Source organism: Streptomyces sp. NPDC031365, assembly GCF_055569765.1.
The window spans coordinates 48,055-62,913 of record NZ_JBVIIM010000014.1 but is presented as its reverse complement, the minus strand read 5'-3'; the positions used below and the strand labels follow the sequence as shown (position 1 = coordinate 62,913).

General features: G+C 69.2%; 16 protein-coding genes. 5 read left to right on the top strand and 11 right to left on the bottom strand.

Annotated elements, in window-relative coordinates:
- Positions 1 to 20: 20 nt before the first annotated feature.
- From ACZ5C2_RS21175 to ACZ5C2_RS21155, 5 genes are all read right to left on the bottom strand, one after another.
- On the bottom strand, positions 21 to 212 hold the full coding sequence (locus tag ACZ5C2_RS21175; protein WP_189909629.1) for a hypothetical protein: 192 nt from the start codon (positions 210 to 212) through the stop codon (positions 21 to 23).
- Entirely contained in the window at positions 209 to 1,900 is a 1,692-nt protein-coding gene (locus ACZ5C2_RS21170; RefSeq protein ID WP_266402932.1) for a collagen-like domain-containing protein, read from the bottom strand. The genes ACZ5C2_RS21175 and ACZ5C2_RS21170 overlap by 4 nt, the downstream gene beginning before the upstream one ends.
- Positions 1,897 to 2,538, bottom strand: coding sequence for a WhiB family transcriptional regulator (locus ACZ5C2_RS21165; RefSeq protein ID WP_189909627.1), 642 nt, complete (start codon positions 2,536 to 2,538; stop codon positions 1,897 to 1,899). Before ACZ5C2_RS21165 ends, ACZ5C2_RS21170 begins: the two co-directional genes overlap by 4 nt.
- A 161-nt stretch (positions 2,539 to 2,699) precedes the next feature.
- Positions 2,700 to 3,416 carry a zinc finger domain-containing protein gene (locus tag ACZ5C2_RS21160; protein WP_189909626.1) on the bottom strand — a complete coding sequence of 239 codons (717 nt, stop codon included), beginning with the start codon at positions 3,414 to 3,416 and terminating at the stop codon, positions 2,700 to 2,702.
- Between the two features lie 2 nt (positions 3,417 to 3,418).
- Positions 3,419 to 4,306: a helix-turn-helix domain-containing protein gene (locus ACZ5C2_RS21155; RefSeq protein ID WP_189909625.1), complete on the bottom strand. Its 888-nt coding sequence runs from the start codon at positions 4,304 to 4,306 to the stop codon at positions 3,419 to 3,421.
- An 853-nt stretch (positions 4,307 to 5,159) separates the two neighbouring features.
- Between ACZ5C2_RS21155 and ACZ5C2_RS21150 the strand changes: the two genes are divergently transcribed.
- From ACZ5C2_RS21150 to ACZ5C2_RS21135, 4 genes are read left to right on the top strand one after another with little or no spacing between them, the layout of a single operon-like run.
- On the top strand, positions 5,160 to 5,630 hold the full coding sequence (locus ACZ5C2_RS21150; protein WP_246531983.1) for an XRE family transcriptional regulator: 471 nt from the start codon (positions 5,160 to 5,162) through the stop codon (positions 5,628 to 5,630).
- Positions 5,631 to 5,666: 36 nt separating this feature from the next.
- Positions 5,667 to 6,179 carry a hypothetical protein gene (locus ACZ5C2_RS21145; protein ID WP_246531982.1) on the top strand — a complete coding sequence of 171 codons (513 nt, stop codon included), beginning with the start codon at positions 5,667 to 5,669 and terminating at the stop codon, positions 6,177 to 6,179.
- Positions 6,176 to 7,381, top strand: coding sequence for an MAB_1171c family putative transporter (locus tag ACZ5C2_RS21140; protein ID WP_189909624.1), 1,206 nt, complete (start codon positions 6,176 to 6,178; stop codon positions 7,379 to 7,381). Before ACZ5C2_RS21145 ends, ACZ5C2_RS21140 begins: the two co-directional genes overlap by 4 nt.
- Positions 7,378 to 8,808 carry an amidase family protein gene (locus tag ACZ5C2_RS21135; RefSeq protein WP_189909623.1) on the top strand — a complete coding sequence of 477 codons (1,431 nt, stop codon included), beginning with the start codon at positions 7,378 to 7,380 and terminating at the stop codon, positions 8,806 to 8,808. Before ACZ5C2_RS21140 ends, ACZ5C2_RS21135 begins: the two co-directional genes overlap by 4 nt.
- A gap of 278 nt (positions 8,809 to 9,086) precedes the next feature.
- On the opposite strand, the gene ACZ5C2_RS21130 is transcribed toward ACZ5C2_RS21135, so the two are convergent.
- The 5 genes from ACZ5C2_RS21130 to ACZ5C2_RS21110 all read right to left on the bottom strand — a co-directional run bounded on the left by ACZ5C2_RS21130 (position 9,087) and on the right by ACZ5C2_RS21110 (position 13,178).
- Positions 9,087 to 9,578 carry a P-loop NTPase family protein gene (locus tag ACZ5C2_RS21130; RefSeq protein WP_220451494.1) on the bottom strand — a complete coding sequence of 164 codons (492 nt, stop codon included), beginning with the start codon at positions 9,576 to 9,578 and terminating at the stop codon, positions 9,087 to 9,089.
- Between the two features lie 240 nt (positions 9,579 to 9,818).
- Complete coding sequence (locus tag ACZ5C2_RS21125; RefSeq protein ID WP_466408048.1) at positions 9,819 to 10,412, bottom strand: hypothetical protein; 594 nt, start codon at positions 10,410 to 10,412, stop codon at positions 9,819 to 9,821.
- Between the two features lie 342 nt (positions 10,413 to 10,754).
- Positions 10,755 to 11,531 (bottom strand): methyltransferase domain-containing protein, encoded by a 777-nt coding sequence (locus ACZ5C2_RS21120; RefSeq protein ID WP_189909622.1) that lies wholly within the window; start codon positions 11,529 to 11,531, stop codon positions 10,755 to 10,757.
- 71 nt (positions 11,532 to 11,602) lie between these two features.
- On the bottom strand, positions 11,603 to 11,899 hold the full coding sequence (locus ACZ5C2_RS21115; protein WP_468793184.1) for a hypothetical protein: 297 nt from the start codon (positions 11,897 to 11,899) through the stop codon (positions 11,603 to 11,605).
- A gap of 43 nt (positions 11,900 to 11,942) precedes the next feature.
- Positions 11,943 to 13,178, bottom strand: a complete 1,236-nt coding sequence (locus tag ACZ5C2_RS21110; RefSeq protein ID WP_266402939.1) for a L,D-transpeptidase — start codon at positions 13,176 to 13,178, stop codon at positions 11,943 to 11,945.
- Positions 13,179 to 13,610: 432 nt separating this feature from the next.
- Between ACZ5C2_RS21110 and ACZ5C2_RS21105 the strand changes: the two genes are divergently transcribed.
- Complete coding sequence (locus ACZ5C2_RS21105; protein ID WP_220451492.1) at positions 13,611 to 13,901, top strand: metal-sensitive transcriptional regulator; 291 nt, start codon at positions 13,611 to 13,613, stop codon at positions 13,899 to 13,901.
- A 293-nt stretch (positions 13,902 to 14,194) separates the two neighbouring features.
- Here the strand turns inward: ACZ5C2_RS21105 and ACZ5C2_RS21100 are convergent, their stop codons facing one another.
- Positions 14,195 to 14,842: a TetR/AcrR family transcriptional regulator gene (locus tag ACZ5C2_RS21100; RefSeq protein WP_189909620.1), complete on the bottom strand. Its 648-nt coding sequence runs from the start codon at positions 14,840 to 14,842 to the stop codon at positions 14,195 to 14,197.
- Between the last annotated feature and the right edge of the window lie 17 nt (positions 14,843 to 14,859).

Genomic DNA, 14,859 nt, shown 5'->3' with positions numbered 1-14,859 from the left:
TGAGCTGGGGCTTTGCCGGGTCAGCCGCACTCGGGGCAGCGCCCGACGTGGGTGTTGAGCGCCCGGGCCATCCGCTGCTTCGTCGAGGCAGCGTGCTTTGCGCTGGACTTCGCCGCCGGCCTGCCCTCGTGCCGCTTGGAGTGGGCGAGCATGAAGCCGATCTCCCGCTCGTACTCCGCACGGACGGTGTCGAACTGGTGGCAGGTCTTCATCGGGCGGTGCTCCTTGTCTTCGTGGTGTCGTCGCTCCGCAGTTCCTGGAGGACGAGGCTCAGCCGGTCGTTCCGGCCGCCCTTGAGGCCCTCGCGGCGGAGGATCTCCCGCAGCTGGACCCGGGTGACGGACTCGTTGCCGTCCCGTTCGAGCAGGGCGGGGACGTGGGGGCGGACCTGCTGGACGAGCTGGTCCACCGACTGCTCCAGCTCGCGTGGCGGGCGCGGTGTCTGCGGGGTGCGGGACCGGCCGCGCTTCCCCTTGTTCTTCGTCCTGGTCTTCGTGGTCGTCTTCCGCCGGAGGGGGACCTTGTGTCCCCGGTCCCCGGTGGGTTCGGTCCCCGTGTCGGTGTCGGTCGGTCCCCGGTCCCCGGTGGGTTCGGTCCCCGTGTCGGTGTTGGTCGGTCCCCGGTCCCCGGTGGGTTCGGTCCCCGTGTCGGTGTTGGTCGGTCCCCGGTCCCCGGTGGGTTCGGTCCCCGACTCGGCGGCGTTCGGTCCCCGACGCGACTCAGGGCCCCGAGCAGGAACTTCTCGCGTCAGGCGCTCGGTCCTCACGCCTCGGGCGTCTCCCTCCGAGGCTTCAGGATTGGCGGGACCGGTCCCCGGGACCGCGCCTGCTTCTGGCGCCTCGGTCCCCACCCCGGTCCCCGCGTTCTCGCCCTCGGTCCCCGCGCCTGCTGCCGTCGCCTTGGAGTCCGCAATCTCGGGGACCGGTCCCCTCGGGGTGCTCGGTCCCCGGTCCCCGTCCGACTCGTCGGGACCGGCTACGGGGACCGGCGCCTTCGAGGCCGACTGCGAGGGGACCGTGGCTGCCGTTGCGGTGCTCTGCACCGGGGACCAGGGCGAGGGCAGCGGGACCGTAGCGAGCGCGAGTGCGTGCCGGCGGGCGGCGAGCTGGTCGAGCAGCTGCGCGCGCTGGAGGGGGTCGGTGCCGACCGAGGCCCTGCCGACAGCCTTCGACAGGCGCCGAGTGAGCCGCCGGCCGCGCCAGCTCCGCTGCTGCTCGGGCGTGCGCTCGGCGAGGCGGGCGGCGAGGGCGACCGCGCGGGCGGTGGCCCGGTCCCGGGTGATCTGCGCGGCGTCGCGGTCTCGCGCGGCGATGCCGAGTCGGGACAGGAGACGCTCGCGTGCCTCCCGGCCCAGGACGGCGATCAGTCCGTGGGAGGCGGCACCCGGGGTGCGAAGGCGCAGCTCGATCCCCATCGCGAGGTGCCACAGCATCGCCGCCATGACCGGCCCGACGAAGGCCCTAACTGTGCCGCCGATAGGCCCGCTCTCGGCGTAGGCGGGGATCACCTGCACTCCGGTGATCACCCAGACCAGCGTGCCCGGCAGACCAGGAGCACCCTGAGTGGCCAGGTTCTGGCGCGCCATCAGCGCGGTCGCGAAGAGCGCCAGCTCGGCCGCGGCGAACATGCCGGCCCGCTCGGCGGTGCCAGCCATGTCGAGGAAGTCGGCTGCGAAGCGCCACGAGGTGTCGGCGCTGTAGGCGGTGCAGCCGAGGGCAGCAAAGGCAGCGACCTTGACCGCCGGACCGCCGAGACGTTTCTGCGGGCGCGTAACCCGGCGCCGGATCGTCCAAGCGACCAGCACCAGCACCAGCACCAGCACGAGGGCGGCGGCCACGCCGGCGGCGAGGAGGAGAGGGAGGTCCGGAGCGGCACTGAGGGCCAGGACGGGGTGGGTCATGCGGCCTTTCCGAGAGAGGCGTGCGCCGGAGTCGACGCTGCCGGGCGGGCTACCGGCTGCTGTATGCCGGGTGCAGTGGGCGCGGGGCTGCCTGCTGCCGCGGTGGTCTTCTTCCGCTTCTTCTTGGGCCGCGGCACGCCGTAGGTGCGGTCGCGGTCGAAGACCTTGTTGGCGGCCTGCCGGAGCAGGTCTCGGGCGTGCTTGTGGCTGATCTGCAGGGCGGCGGCGAGCCGGTCGGGCCGCCAGCCGCGCACGTAGGCGTGGTCGATGACGACCTGCCGCTCGGCCTCGGTCAGATGCACGTCGCGTCCCTGGAAGAAGGCCGTTACGCGCCGGTAGTCGAGGCGCTGGGGCAGTCCGTCGTGCAGGGGGCGCCGCTCGGCTTCGGTGAGGCCGCCCCAGACGCCCTCCTTGAGCACGTTCTCCAGGGCGAAGTCGAGGCAGTCGCGGCGTACCGGGCACCAGCCGCACAGCTCCTTCGCTTCGGCGATGTCCTCGTGGTCCCGGGGCCCGGGGAAGAAGACGGCGTCGGCGTCCTCGACGTCCATGCCGTGGCACGCTCCGCGGGTGTGCCAGCTTGTGTCTCCAATGCCGCGCAGGCCGGTGGCCGGCGCGTCGTGGGTGGTGATGTGGCGCAAGGCGATCTCCGATGTGCTGCCGCGTCGGCCGGCCGGGGCGGTGCTCGGCGGGCGCGGCGTCGGGTGCCGGCTGAGGCGCGCGGGCGTGCGCCGCAGCCGGGGCGGGACGGTGATGTTGGGAGGCGGTGCATCGGACGGGATGCACGCCCCGGATGCGCCGGTCAGGCCATGGCGGGCTGTTGAGCCTGCTGGGTCTGCTGGGTCTGCTGGGCGGCGGCGAGGTCGAGGCGGCCGGGGTGTGGGGTGGCGCGCGGGGCAGTTCCGCGTACCCCGTCGTCGGGGCCGATCCGGCGGCGGCGACACGGCTCGCCGGGCTGGGCCAGGCACCACTCGCAGCGAACGCTCAGGGCGTCGGGCAGCCCCTGCGCGACGGCGGCCTCGCGGGCTGCTCGGGCGGGCCGGTAGGGCGCGAGGGCTGCACGGGCTGCGGGCGGTATGCAGGAGCCGATCTCCCGCAGCCGCGCCTCCAGCCTCGGGTCGATCCCGTCGCGACCGCTGGTTATCGCCCGGGCCTGCGCGGGCTGCGCGGTGCCGGCGGCGACGGCACGGCGGGTGAGGACCAGCTCGGCGGTCCAGGCGGCCTGGTCGTCCGGGTCGACGGACGGCGTGGGATCGGTGTGCCGGGCCAGGCGGTCGCGCCGGTAGCTCCCCCAGGGACGGGCGACGTCGGCGGGAAGGATCTGGTATGGCGAGGTGCGGATGTGCTGGCGGGCGGCGACGCGGGCGTCCCAGCCGTGCGGGGTGGCCATCGGTACGTCGCCGAGCAGTTCGTGCCACTGGGCGAGCTGGTCGCGGGCCTCGCCCTGGTCGGTGCGGATGGTGCGGGGGTCGAGTCGGCCGATGTAGGCCAGCAGGGCGGCGGTTTCGCGGCGGTCCACGGTCAGCCCTCCGTTCCGGTCGGCTCGTCGAGGGCGGCGAGGAGGGCGGCGGTGTGGGCCTCGGCCCGCGTCATGCCGCCCGGCGCGGCGGTGGCCTTGCGGGGCACGGCGTAGAGGTTCGGGCGGCTGGGGGCGTGCTCTCGGGCGATCCAGGAGCGCCAGTCGGCAGCCCAGGCGTCCGCCGGCCGCGGCTTGAAGTCGGCCCGGTGGGCACGCCACTTCGCGTCGGCTGCCTGCAGGCCCTGCTCGCCGAGGCGGTCGAGGTGTCCCTGCTGGCGGGTCCAGGCGTGGGTGGCTGGGTCGACCTGCCACTCGGCAGCCGAGAGGACGGCAGCACCACCACTGCTGTACCTACGGTTCAAATCCGGTTCACTACGGTTCTGTGTGCCGGTTTCCGGTACATGGCTGTGCCGGTTTCCGGTACGTCGGGGTGCCGGTTTCCGTCGGGACCTGCCGGATTCCGGTACTGCCGGTTTCCGGACCCTCGCGGGGGATTCCGGCACCTCGCGGGGGCGGATTCCGTACCGCCGCAGGGCCGAGATCCGGAGCGCTGGGGTGGCCTCGGGCCCCTCCGGCGGCGCCTGGCCGGCTTCCTCGTCCTCCGCGGTCTCTGCCACGACCTTGGCGGCGAGGGGGAGGCGATAGACGGTGCTGCGCTGCGGGCCGGTGAGGTCGTCGAGTTGCTCCAGCTCACCGGCGTGGACCAGGCGGTCGATGGCCTCGCGCACCGTGGAGACGGAAGCGCGCGTGCGCTTGGCCAGGCTCGACAGCGAGGCCCAGGAGACGCACTGCTCGTCGGCCACCCGGTCGGCGATCGACAGCAGGACCAGACGCGCGGTCCCCCGGCTGGAGCTGTGCTCCCACACCCACTCGCGGGCTTCGCTGCTCATCGGCCGCTCCCGATGAGCAGGCGGGGCCGGCGGCCCGCCGGGGCCGGGATGGTGTGTTCCGGCTCGGAGTGCTGAGGCGCCGAGGCGGAGGTGGCTGCCGCGCAGGCCAGGCGGAAGGGCCTTTTGCGCAGGGCAGGAGGCATGCAAGAATCCCCTTTGCAGTGTTGCCACGCTGACGCGCCCCTTGGAAGGACTCAGCGTGGTGATGGTGGGCAACCTCCGCCCTTGCCGGGGCGGGTATGCCGCTTAGCGTTCGGCGTCCGTGAGTTACCGCTCTCGGGCGCCGTCGCTGTATTACGGGACCTTCTCGGTCCGGTGCGTGCTTGCTGGCTCCTCACGTCCGTCATCGCGGGCGGGCTGCCCGGGGACGACGAACATACGCACGGGCCCGTGTCAAGATCCAGACTTGGTTCTTAAACTCTGTACTGGTTGCAGAGAGTCACCGCACGGTCTGCCGATGGAGTCATCTGCGGGACTCGACGTGGGCCACCCTCGGGCGTCGAGGAGCACCGTTGCCGCGGTTGCCCCGAACGCCGAGAGCGTGCCATTGTGTCCGAATTGGGGCGGGTGTCTGGGATTTCCGGCAGCGGAAAAGCGATGTGAATGAGGTGCTTCCACTGTCGCCTCCGCGCTTTCCGGTCGAAGATTAAAGCCTTGTGCGCCAGACGTGATGTATGTCGCTGGGTGAATGTGGCTCGCGCCACGTCGCCCGGCGCACTCCTGCCGGTAGAAACGGACAGGCTGACCTGAAACAGGCGGTGCGCGCCACACGGAAACGTGCTGGTGAGGGAGAACTTTTCATACGCGGGATCGGCTCGTCAACTGGTGTTTATGGCGAGGTAGGGTGGTTAAAGTGGCGACGAAGTCCACCCAGGAAAGGATCATGAAAGATTCCGCCGAAGGTCAGGTGAACCCCAAGGGGCTCATGGACCGCCTAAACCGCTTGTTCGACACGGTGCACCCGCCCGATCGGGGCCCCTTCAGTAACGCTGAAGTGGCCGAACTGATGGAGAAGCGGGGGCTGGGCAAGCTGTCGGCCCAGTACCTGTGGCTCCTGCGGACGGGGCAGCGCGATAACCCGACGAAGCGTCATCTTGAAGCGCTCGCAGGGTTTTTCGGTGTGGATCCCGCCTATTGGTTCGATGATGCTGTCGCCGAAAAGACCGTGCAGGAGCTTGAGTTGCTCGCGCTGCTTCGTGACGCGAAGATCAAGAACGTTCTTCTTCGTCTGTCCGACGTGTCCGCAGACGGAAAGGATGCCGTCCTGGGGATCGTCGAGAGTGTACGAAAATCCGAGGGGCTGCCGCCCTCAACTGGCGTGTAACACGGCCCTAGTTCAGTAAGTGATCAAGGAAAATTAATGTGGTCTGCACGTAGGCTCCGCCGGCCTGACCTCCTGGCCGAGCTGAAGCTCCCGCACGTCACCAATATCCGCGATCTCAGCGACGAGATCTCTCGCCGTACGGGACGGACGGTGGTCCTAGAGCCCCGGGAGCAGGCGCCCTCGGTGTGCGGGGCCTGCGCCGTCACGGAGAGTGCCGTCCACGTGTTCTACGACCCATGGACCAGCTCCCTGCACCAAGACCACATCATCGCCCACGAGTTCAGTCACCTTCTGCTCGGCCACCACGAGAACCGACCGGTGTCCGCGCTGGCCCCGGCCTTCATCACCAGCGTGAACCCGGCCACCGTGCAGATGATGCTGGGGCGCACCAAGTACGACGAGGACGAGGAGCGGGACACCGAACTCCTCGCTTCGCTGCTCCAGCGCCGGATCATCGACCGGTGGCTGCGCAGCGACGAGCCCTCCGGAGATGAAGTGCAGGACCGGGTCACACACACGCTCCTGCGCCGGCGGGAGGCCCGGTCGTGAAGGACCTGCTCCATCCGATCAGCCTCGTCGTCGCCACGCTCGGCTTCCTCTGCCTCCTGCGGGACGTGCCGACCCGCCGCCGAGACCCCGCCTCCACCGCGCTGGCCGCCGTCTTCCTGCTGTCGGGACTGTCGTTCCTGTTCTCCATCACGCCGATGTGGAGCTACCTCGACCGCGTCCTCGGCACCGTCAACCTCTCCGTGCCCCTCGCGCAAGGCTGCGTGGTCGCCCTCCTGGCCTGCCAGCAGGTGGTCCTCACCTACTGGGGCTCCCCGCCCGAGACCGCCCGCCGACGCAGTCGCCAGTGGCTCGGGGCCGGCTTCGCGGTGATCGCCGGGCTGCTGGTGCTGTTCGCCCTGCTGACGCCCAGCGCTCCTCATCCGATCGACTTCACGCTGTACTACGCGCACGACGACTGGTACGCCGCATACCTCACCATGTACGTCACGGCCTACACCATCGGGGAGTTGTTCCTCGCCCGCGCCTGCTGGCGCCTGGCCCGCCGCAGCACCCGCGGGTCTGTCCGCTACGGCCTGCGCATCGTCGCCCTCGGCGCCACCGTCACACTCGGATACAGCGCGGTCCGCATCGGCAACGTCATCGCCGGCGCCTTCGACACCTCCCTCGCTGGCTGGGAGGGCTTCGCCTGGACCTGCGGCGATGTCGGCGCCATGCTCACGCTCATCGGCTGGCTCGTACCCACCATCAGCGACCAGGCCCAGAGCGTCCAGTACCGGATCAAGCAGTACCGCAGCTACTACGGCCTGCGCCCCCTGTGGCTGGCGTTCTACAGCGAAGCGCCCGAGATCGAGCTTCCGATCGACCGAGTCGACCCGGCCCAGAGGCGCCGCTTCCGCCGAATCTCGATCCGGCTCTACCGCCGAGCAGTCGAAATCCGGGACGGCCGGTTCGTGATCCGCCAGTACCTCGATGCCGCAGTACGCGAGGCCAGCGAAGCCCACCACCGGGCCCGAGGGCTTCACGGCCAGGAGCTGTCGGCCGCCGTCACGGCCGACCAGATCCTCGCCGGAATCGCCGCCAGGGCCGAAGGCGCCCGCCCTGCCCCCGACCAGCTCGCCGAATTCGCCGACTCCGAACGCCAGACCAGCCGGCCCATGGACGACATCGACGCTCTCCTCGATGTCGCTCGCCACCTTCGCCAGCCCGCACGAGCCCCCCACCTTGAGCGAGTCTCCGCATGACGACCGATCTCACCCACCAACCGGCTCACGTCCAGCTCCAGGCCCTGGACCGTCGCGAGATCTCCAGCCGCGAGCTGCTCGACCTCCACCTCGACCGGATCGACGCCAGCCACGTCAACGCCGTTATCACCCGCGACGACGAGGCGGCCCAGGCCGCCGCACAAGCGGCAGACGAACGCCGCGCTCGCAACGAGAGCAGGGGGGCCCTCGACGGCCTTCCCCTCACGATCAAGGACAGCTTCGAGACGGCCGGCCTGCGCACTACCAGCGGCGCCGAGGACATGGCGGATCACGTACCAGCACGTGACGCCGACGCGGTCGCTCGGCTTCGCTACCAAGGCGCCGTGATCATGGGCAAGACCAACACCCCGGCGTACTGCCAGGACCTGCACACGGACAACAGCCTGTTCGGCCCCACGCTCAACCCGCACGACCCCAAGCGCACCGCCGGCGGTTCCTCCGGCGGCCCCGCCGCCGCAGTCGCCGCCCATCTGACCCCCGCCGACCTCGGCAGCGACCTCGCCGGCTCACTTCGTCTTCCGGCTCACTACTGCGGCGTCTACGGCCTGCGCCCCACGCACGGACTCATCCCGGCCCGCGGCCACATCCCCCGCCCGCCAGGATGGATCACCAGCAGTGACATGGTCACCCCCGGCCCCCTGGCACGCCACCCCCGCGACCTCGACCTACTCCTCGACGCGCTGACAACGCCGTCACCCGCAGAGAACAGCCCCTGGAGCGTCAATCTGCCCACGACGCGGCGCACAGTCGGCCAGCTCCGCGTGGCGCTGTGGGCCGAGGATGCACGCTGCCCCGTCGACCGCGAAACGGCCGAGGCTCTCGCCACCGTCGAGCAGGTACTGGCCTCCGCCGGAACGGCCGTTCGCCGCACCGTGGGGCCGGTCGGCTTCGCCGACTCTCTCCGCCTCTTCGAGCAGCTCCTCCACGCGACTACGACGGCCGCCACTGACGACGAAGCGGGCGCGGCCGAACTCGCAGCAGCGCGTGACCTGCACGATGATGACGCGAGCCCACGGGCCACCTTCCTGCGCCACCGAACGCAAACACATCGCGCCTGGCTCCGCGCCGACGAGGAGCGCCTCCAGCTTCGAGAGGCGTGGCACCGGTTCTTCGCCGACGCAGAGCACGATGTCCTCATCACCCCCGCCGCTCCCACCGCGGCGATCCCGGCCGGCACCCGCTCTCTCATGGTCGACAGCGTCGAGCGGAGCTTCTTCGACCAGACCGGCTGGGCCAACCTCACCAGCCACGTCGGTTTGCCCAGCCTGGTCATGCCTGTTGCGCGAAACGCGGACGGCCTCCCGATCGGCGTGCAGCTCGTGGGGCCGACTTACTCGGACCGGATCTTGCTCGCACTGGCTGAAGATCTGGCGTCGCTTCTTGGAGGGACGGCCGGGGGAATCTGATGTCTGCTGGCTTCGCGAATGGTTTCGTCCACGCGTCGCGGTCGGAGCGGAGCCACAGGCGGTGGTCGAGGACGACTGATCGGCCTGCTTGGAGGTGCTGGACGAGTTGCGCGGGCACAGCTGCGACGACGGGCGCTTCTGGCCAGACCGACCGGGCCACGCACCGGGCGGGCGGCCGGCTGGTCGGTGCCGCTTGCCATGGCGCCCCGGCAGTCGGCGGACTGGGCGCGCTGCCAGGATCAGCATCAGCAGGTTGACCCGGTGGCGGGCGTAGTCGGTCAGGAAGCGGCACACCAGCAGCGGACCGGTTCCTCGTACGGCGGCGGTCTTCGGGGTTGTTTCGGTACCGTCCTGCTGTCGCGTAGGTGCAGGATGCGGTCGAAGCGCCGCTCGTCGGTGACGAAGTGACTGATGATCAGCACTGAGCGGCCCGACTGGCGGCGCTGGGCGACCAGGTCCCAGAAGCGCAGATAGGTGTCGAAGTCGAAGCCGACGTACGGCTCGTCGAGCAGCACCTCCGGGTCCGCCAACAGCGCCAGGGCGAGGTTCAGCTTGGACAGGGTGTCGCCGGACATCTGGTCGGCGCGGGTGGTGGCGTAGCCCTCGAAGCCGAGCTCCGTGTCGAGCGCGCTGCGGGAGCGCCGGGAGGCCTCGTCGCCTTCCCCCGGCGGGTCCCATGTGTCGCGGTCGGCCGCATCCCTCGCGGCAGGGCTTCGCGAGTGCGGCTGGCACGAGACCTGTACCACCGGAGCCGGGCAGTCTTCGAACATCGCGTCGCCTCCCGCGATTCCGGAAGACCTCCACGAATAGGTACTAGCCGACGGCCCGGGCGCTGACATGCGGGTACTCCTAGCCCGGTCCGACAGCCGGGTTGCCGTTCTCGCGGCCTCCATCACAGCCGCGTTCGACCAGCGCATCCGGACAGCCGTACCGATCAGTGTCTGGACCACGCGCTGCTCGGCGACGGTGCCACGGCCCGGCCGACGGATCCGGCGCGGCACTGCTGAGCATCAGGACATGCCTGGCATGCCCTCCATGTCCTCGGACGAACCGGAGCCGTCCGAGGACATCGCGGCCTTCTCACCGGCGGGCGTGACCGCGTACCATTTGCTGTCCTTGGCCTGGCCCTTCATCTCACCGGCCTTGGCATCGCCCATGTAGCGGTACAGCGGCCGACCGGCGAGGGTGAGTTGCTTCATTCCGTCCGACCGGTCCACCGAGCCGACGAGGCTCTGCTCCACGCCCATCGCCTTGACGGAGTCCTGCGCCATGACCGGCATCCAGGTCTTCGCACAGTCACCGGTACACATTGACTTGGACGGGGACGCCTGGTCCATCTCGTAGCGATAGAGGGTCATCCCCTTGTCGTCGGTGACGAAGGTGCCCATGCCCTCCATCTCCTCGGTCATCAGCATGGAGGTGGTGGCCATGCCCATGCCGTCCGCATCATCGTTGTCGGCTGGGGCGGAGGACGCGGGGACCGAGGAGGCCGCGGCGGCGGAGTCCGTACTGGAAGAACTGTCCCCGGAGCTGCCGCACGCGGTCAGGAGGAGTGCGGAGGTGACGCCTGCGGCTGCGGCCAGGACAACACGTTGCCGGATCACGGAGGTTCCCTTCACTGAGCCGTGTTTCTACTTACTCACTTAGTACGTCGGATCTCAGTGGACCGTTCAGTCACGGACGCCTCACATCACAAAGCCTTGCCCGCCGGCACACGGTCGTCGGGCAAGGCTCTCGTCGGGTGCGTGGTGGTCAGAAGGCATCCGCTTCCCGTACTTGATCGATTGATTGTGGCCGGTCCGGCATGAACTCCGTTCGTCGGCGGGAGAGTTCGGGAGTTTCGTCTTGGGCCCCTCCTTCATGCACCGACACCGCCGCGATCACCCGATCAAGAACGCTGTTGGATCACACCGGCCCGTGCTCGGAAAGCGGATGCCTTCTGAGGATCAAGCGCCCTTCCCGAAGACAAGCACCTCAGTGGAGGCGACGCCCATGGGGGCCAGGAAGCTGGCCTCCAGGCTGCAGCCGAGGGTTGCGAAGAGGTCCACGCATGTCTGGCGAGGCATGGCGGCTGGGTAGGAGTCGTGCCCCGCGCCGCCCTGAGTCGCCCAGACGCGCATCGTGGCCGGGTCCAGGCAGGTCTCTGTCATTACGTCGAAGACGATCCGACCACCGGGTCGCGTGACCCGCGCCATCTCGAAGAAGTAGCGGGCGGCGCCGAGGAAGGTCAGGGTGTTGAAGACCTTATGGGCCTGAACGAGGTCGATGCTGCCGTCGGGTGTCGGGGCGAGACTGCATCCTGCGCTCGGTCGGGCGACCACGCTGAACGCGTCCACTAGGTAGTCGGCCCAGGGCGCTGCCGTCTCGTAGATCTCGTAGCGGTCTGGTGAACACTCCTTCAGCGTCTTCTCCAGGTACCGTCCGGAGCCGGGGCCGATCTCCAACACCGTGTTCGGTTCGGCGGCGAAGACGCCGAGAGCGCGTAGTTCGTCGATGGTGGACTGGGTGGCGCCAGGCGTCCCGTTCATGACCTCGTCGATGTAGTCACCGACCGACAGACCGGCTGCCCGCGCAGCCCTCATCGTCGCCTCGAACGGGATGAAATCGTCCACTCCACCCCGGTTGTTGGTGCTGCGCACGATGTCGAATCCAGCACGCCCCAAGAGCCGCTTGACCCCCGACTTCAACACTGACGTCCCCCTCCTGGTGTCCTCATCAGGCATGCCCCCCAGTCCTCTCCACTCTCGGTGCCCGAAACGCTTAGAACCGCCGACGCAGTGGGACGGCAAATTCGCTACGCGGCTGTCGAGGGCCGGTCCACGCGCCGGGGCCATACGCCCGATATGCGCCTTCCCGGCAAGGCTGCTTGTCGATCCTCGGCGGCCGGCGCGGGAGTCTCGGCCAGCACCTCGGCCAACCGCGCCGACGCGCGCTCCGCTGCGGCCGGCGCCGCCCGCGCCCGCTCGGCCTCCTCGCGGACCTTCTTCTCCCGCGCCTCCAGCCCGGGCACCGGCGGCGCCAGCCACCACCAGCAGGTACGAGCCGACGAGGAACCCGACCCCTCCCGCAGCCAGCGGCAGTTCCTGCCCACCCGGAGCCAATCAAACGATCACGCTCGGACAGCGGAAGCCTTCTCAGGCCAGCGCGCTGCCCTTCTTCCAGGACTCCCAGTCGACGTTCCAGGCGCCGTAGCCGTTGTTCACGTCTACTGTGTCCGTGGACTTGATGACGGTCACGGGGTCGCCGTAGTTCACCCGGTCGTAGAACCACTTGGCGTTGGCGGTGCTCAGGCCGATGCAGCCGTGGCTGGCGTTGACCTTGCCGAACTTGCCCTCGTTCCACGGGGCGGCGTGGGCGTAGGTGCCCGAGGGGGTGAGCTGGACGTCCCACTTGACGGCGCCCAGGTCGTACGCCTCGGGGCCGAAGATGCCGACCGAGGCGGAGTTCATCCGGATCGTCGGGACCTTGCTCAGCACCACCATGGTGCCGTTCCAGGTCTCGAAGGTCTTCTTGCCCGTGGAGACCGGAAGAGTTTTGACGACCTTGCCGTTCTCGGCCACGGTCATCGTCTTCTTGACCACGTCCACCGTGCTGACGACCGACTTGCCGACGGTGAAGTCGATCTCGCGCTTCTGCGTGCCGACCAGGTCGCCGTTCTTCACTCCGGCCAGGTCTATCCGCAGCTTCACCTTCGTGCCGGGCTTCCAGTACTCCTTGGGCCGGTAGTCGACGCGGTCTTTGCCGTCCCGGTCCTTCATCCAGCTCCATGCGCCCTCGACGGCTGGGGAAGAGGTGACACTGAGCTTGCGCTCCACTGCCGCCTTGTCGTGGATCGCCTTGTTGAAGACGATCGACACCGGAAGGGCGACGCCGACGGTGGAGCCCTTGTTGACGTTGTAGGTGCCGACGAAGATCTCGTCCTTGCTGAGCGTCGTGAAGCTGCTGGTGCGGGTCGTCTTCTTGCCATCAGACGCGGCGAGTTGGGCCTTGAGCGTGTAGGTGGTGCCGTATCCGGTGGCATGGGACGAAGTCCAGGAGGTGCCGTCGGAGGACAGCGAGCCATCGAGTGCCGTGCCGTCGCCGGCGGTGACCGTGACCGACGCCAGCTTTCCGTCGCTCGGCTTCACCGTGAGCGGCTCACCGGGTATCACGTCCTTGCCGTCGGTGGCAGGAGAGACCGTGACGGCGGCCGCCCCGTTCTTGCCGGAACCCGCGTCCGCCTCTGACCCGGGCTTCGAATCCGAGGCCGGAGATTCCTTCGAGGCGCCATTGGCGGCCTGACTGCAGGCGGCCAGAGTTACGACCCCGGCCAGGGCGAGCGCCGCGAATCCCAGCCGCCTGCGCCGAGGCCGTCGCTCTGCGGGCTCCATGTGCCCCCGTCGGCTGTCTTGCACAGTCATCCTCCATCCAAGATGTAGCTAAGTGGTTTAGTAGACGAGTGCCGGCGGTGCTCGGTTCCCGCAGTCGGGGCTCGCGATTCAGGTGGCATCGCCGTGGGGCCCGGCTCGACCGAATGGTTGCGACCGTCGAGATCAAGAAGTTGGCGCACTACTACGAAGTATATTCGTAGCCTAAGGTTGTGTTTCATCGTCGGCCGGACGGGCGGCCATCCCCCGTGCCGCTCGTCCGGCCGACGGTCTTCGTGCTCGAAGTTCGTCCGCGTGGGCCGGGGTGCGTACCCCCGGGCCCACGCTCTCGCTCCATACCTCCTTCCCTCCTCGTCGACCACAGCCGCTTCATACGGTCGGGGGGTATATTCGGAGTGTGGTGGAGGTGCTTCCGCCATCACCAGAGGCGAGGGGATGAGACGCATGGCCGATCACAAGAAGCACAAGGACGACGTGCTCGTGCGGCTGCGCCGCATCGAGGGCCAGGTGCGTGGTCTTCAGCGTCTCGTCGAGCAGGACACCTACTGCATCGACATCCTTACCCAGGTCTCGGCCACCACCCGCGCCCTGCAGTCCTTCGCTCTTCAGATGCTCGACGAGCACATGGCGACGTGCGTGAGTGACGCTGTGGAAAAGGGCGGCGAGGACAAGGCTCTGAAGCTCAAGGAGGCGTCCGATGCCATTGCCCGGCTGGTTCGTTCCTGACGGGCGGTTGGCTCGCGGGTAGCGCTGCCATTGGCCAGCCCGTACGCGGACTCGTGGCGCGGCGGACGGTACGGCGGCGAGGTGGCGGGTCATTCATGACGGCGGGTGGATTCCTGGTGCCCGATGCGTAGCGGGCCATGCGGAGGGCGACGGTCTTTGCGGCCATCGCGACTGCGCGGTGCCCGTCTGCCGCCAGTCGGCACGCCGGCCTTGGGGTGGCGTGCCTGTGGCCTGCTGGGGATCACCCAAGCTCTCGCACTCTGCCGGAGCGGAGTGCGGGCCCGTGGTCCTGGTTATGTCTGATTCGGGCCGTAGTGGTCCAGGAACATGTCGACGCCACCGATGATGAGGCGGTTGGTGAGGTCGTCGTCGATCTGCGTGCCGTAGGAGCCGACAACCATGTGGGGGAAGACCAGCAGTGCGTAGAGCTGGATGATCGCGGTCTCCAGGTCGGGGATGACCAGCCGTCCTTGGTCGGCCAGGGTGCGCAGCGCACCCGCTACGGCGGGGTGGTGACTTGCCGGACCGTGGCTCTTCCAGGCGCGGCCGAGCTCGGGGAAGCGGTGGACTTCGGCGGCGACGAGGTTGCGCAGGGCGGCGACTTCGCGGTTGGTCCGGACGGCGTGGACCCAGGCGCGGGCGGCGTCGATGAATGCGGCGCGGAGGTCCTCGGCTTCGGTCAGACCCTCGAGTGCGGCCGGTGAGGCTCCGGCGAGGGGTTCGTCGAGCGCGCTGGTGATGACCGCGGTGAACAGTGCTTCCTTGCTGCCGAAGTGGTTGTAGACGGTCACCTTGGATACGCCCGCCTCGGCAGCAATGGTGTCCATGCCGACGCCGAATCCCTCGCGCAGGAACAGTTCACGGGCGGCCCGGACGATGGCCTGCCGCTTGGCTTCGGCGCGGGGCCCGCTCGGGGGCTGCTTGACCGTCTCGCTGCTCATGACCGAATCCTAGCAAC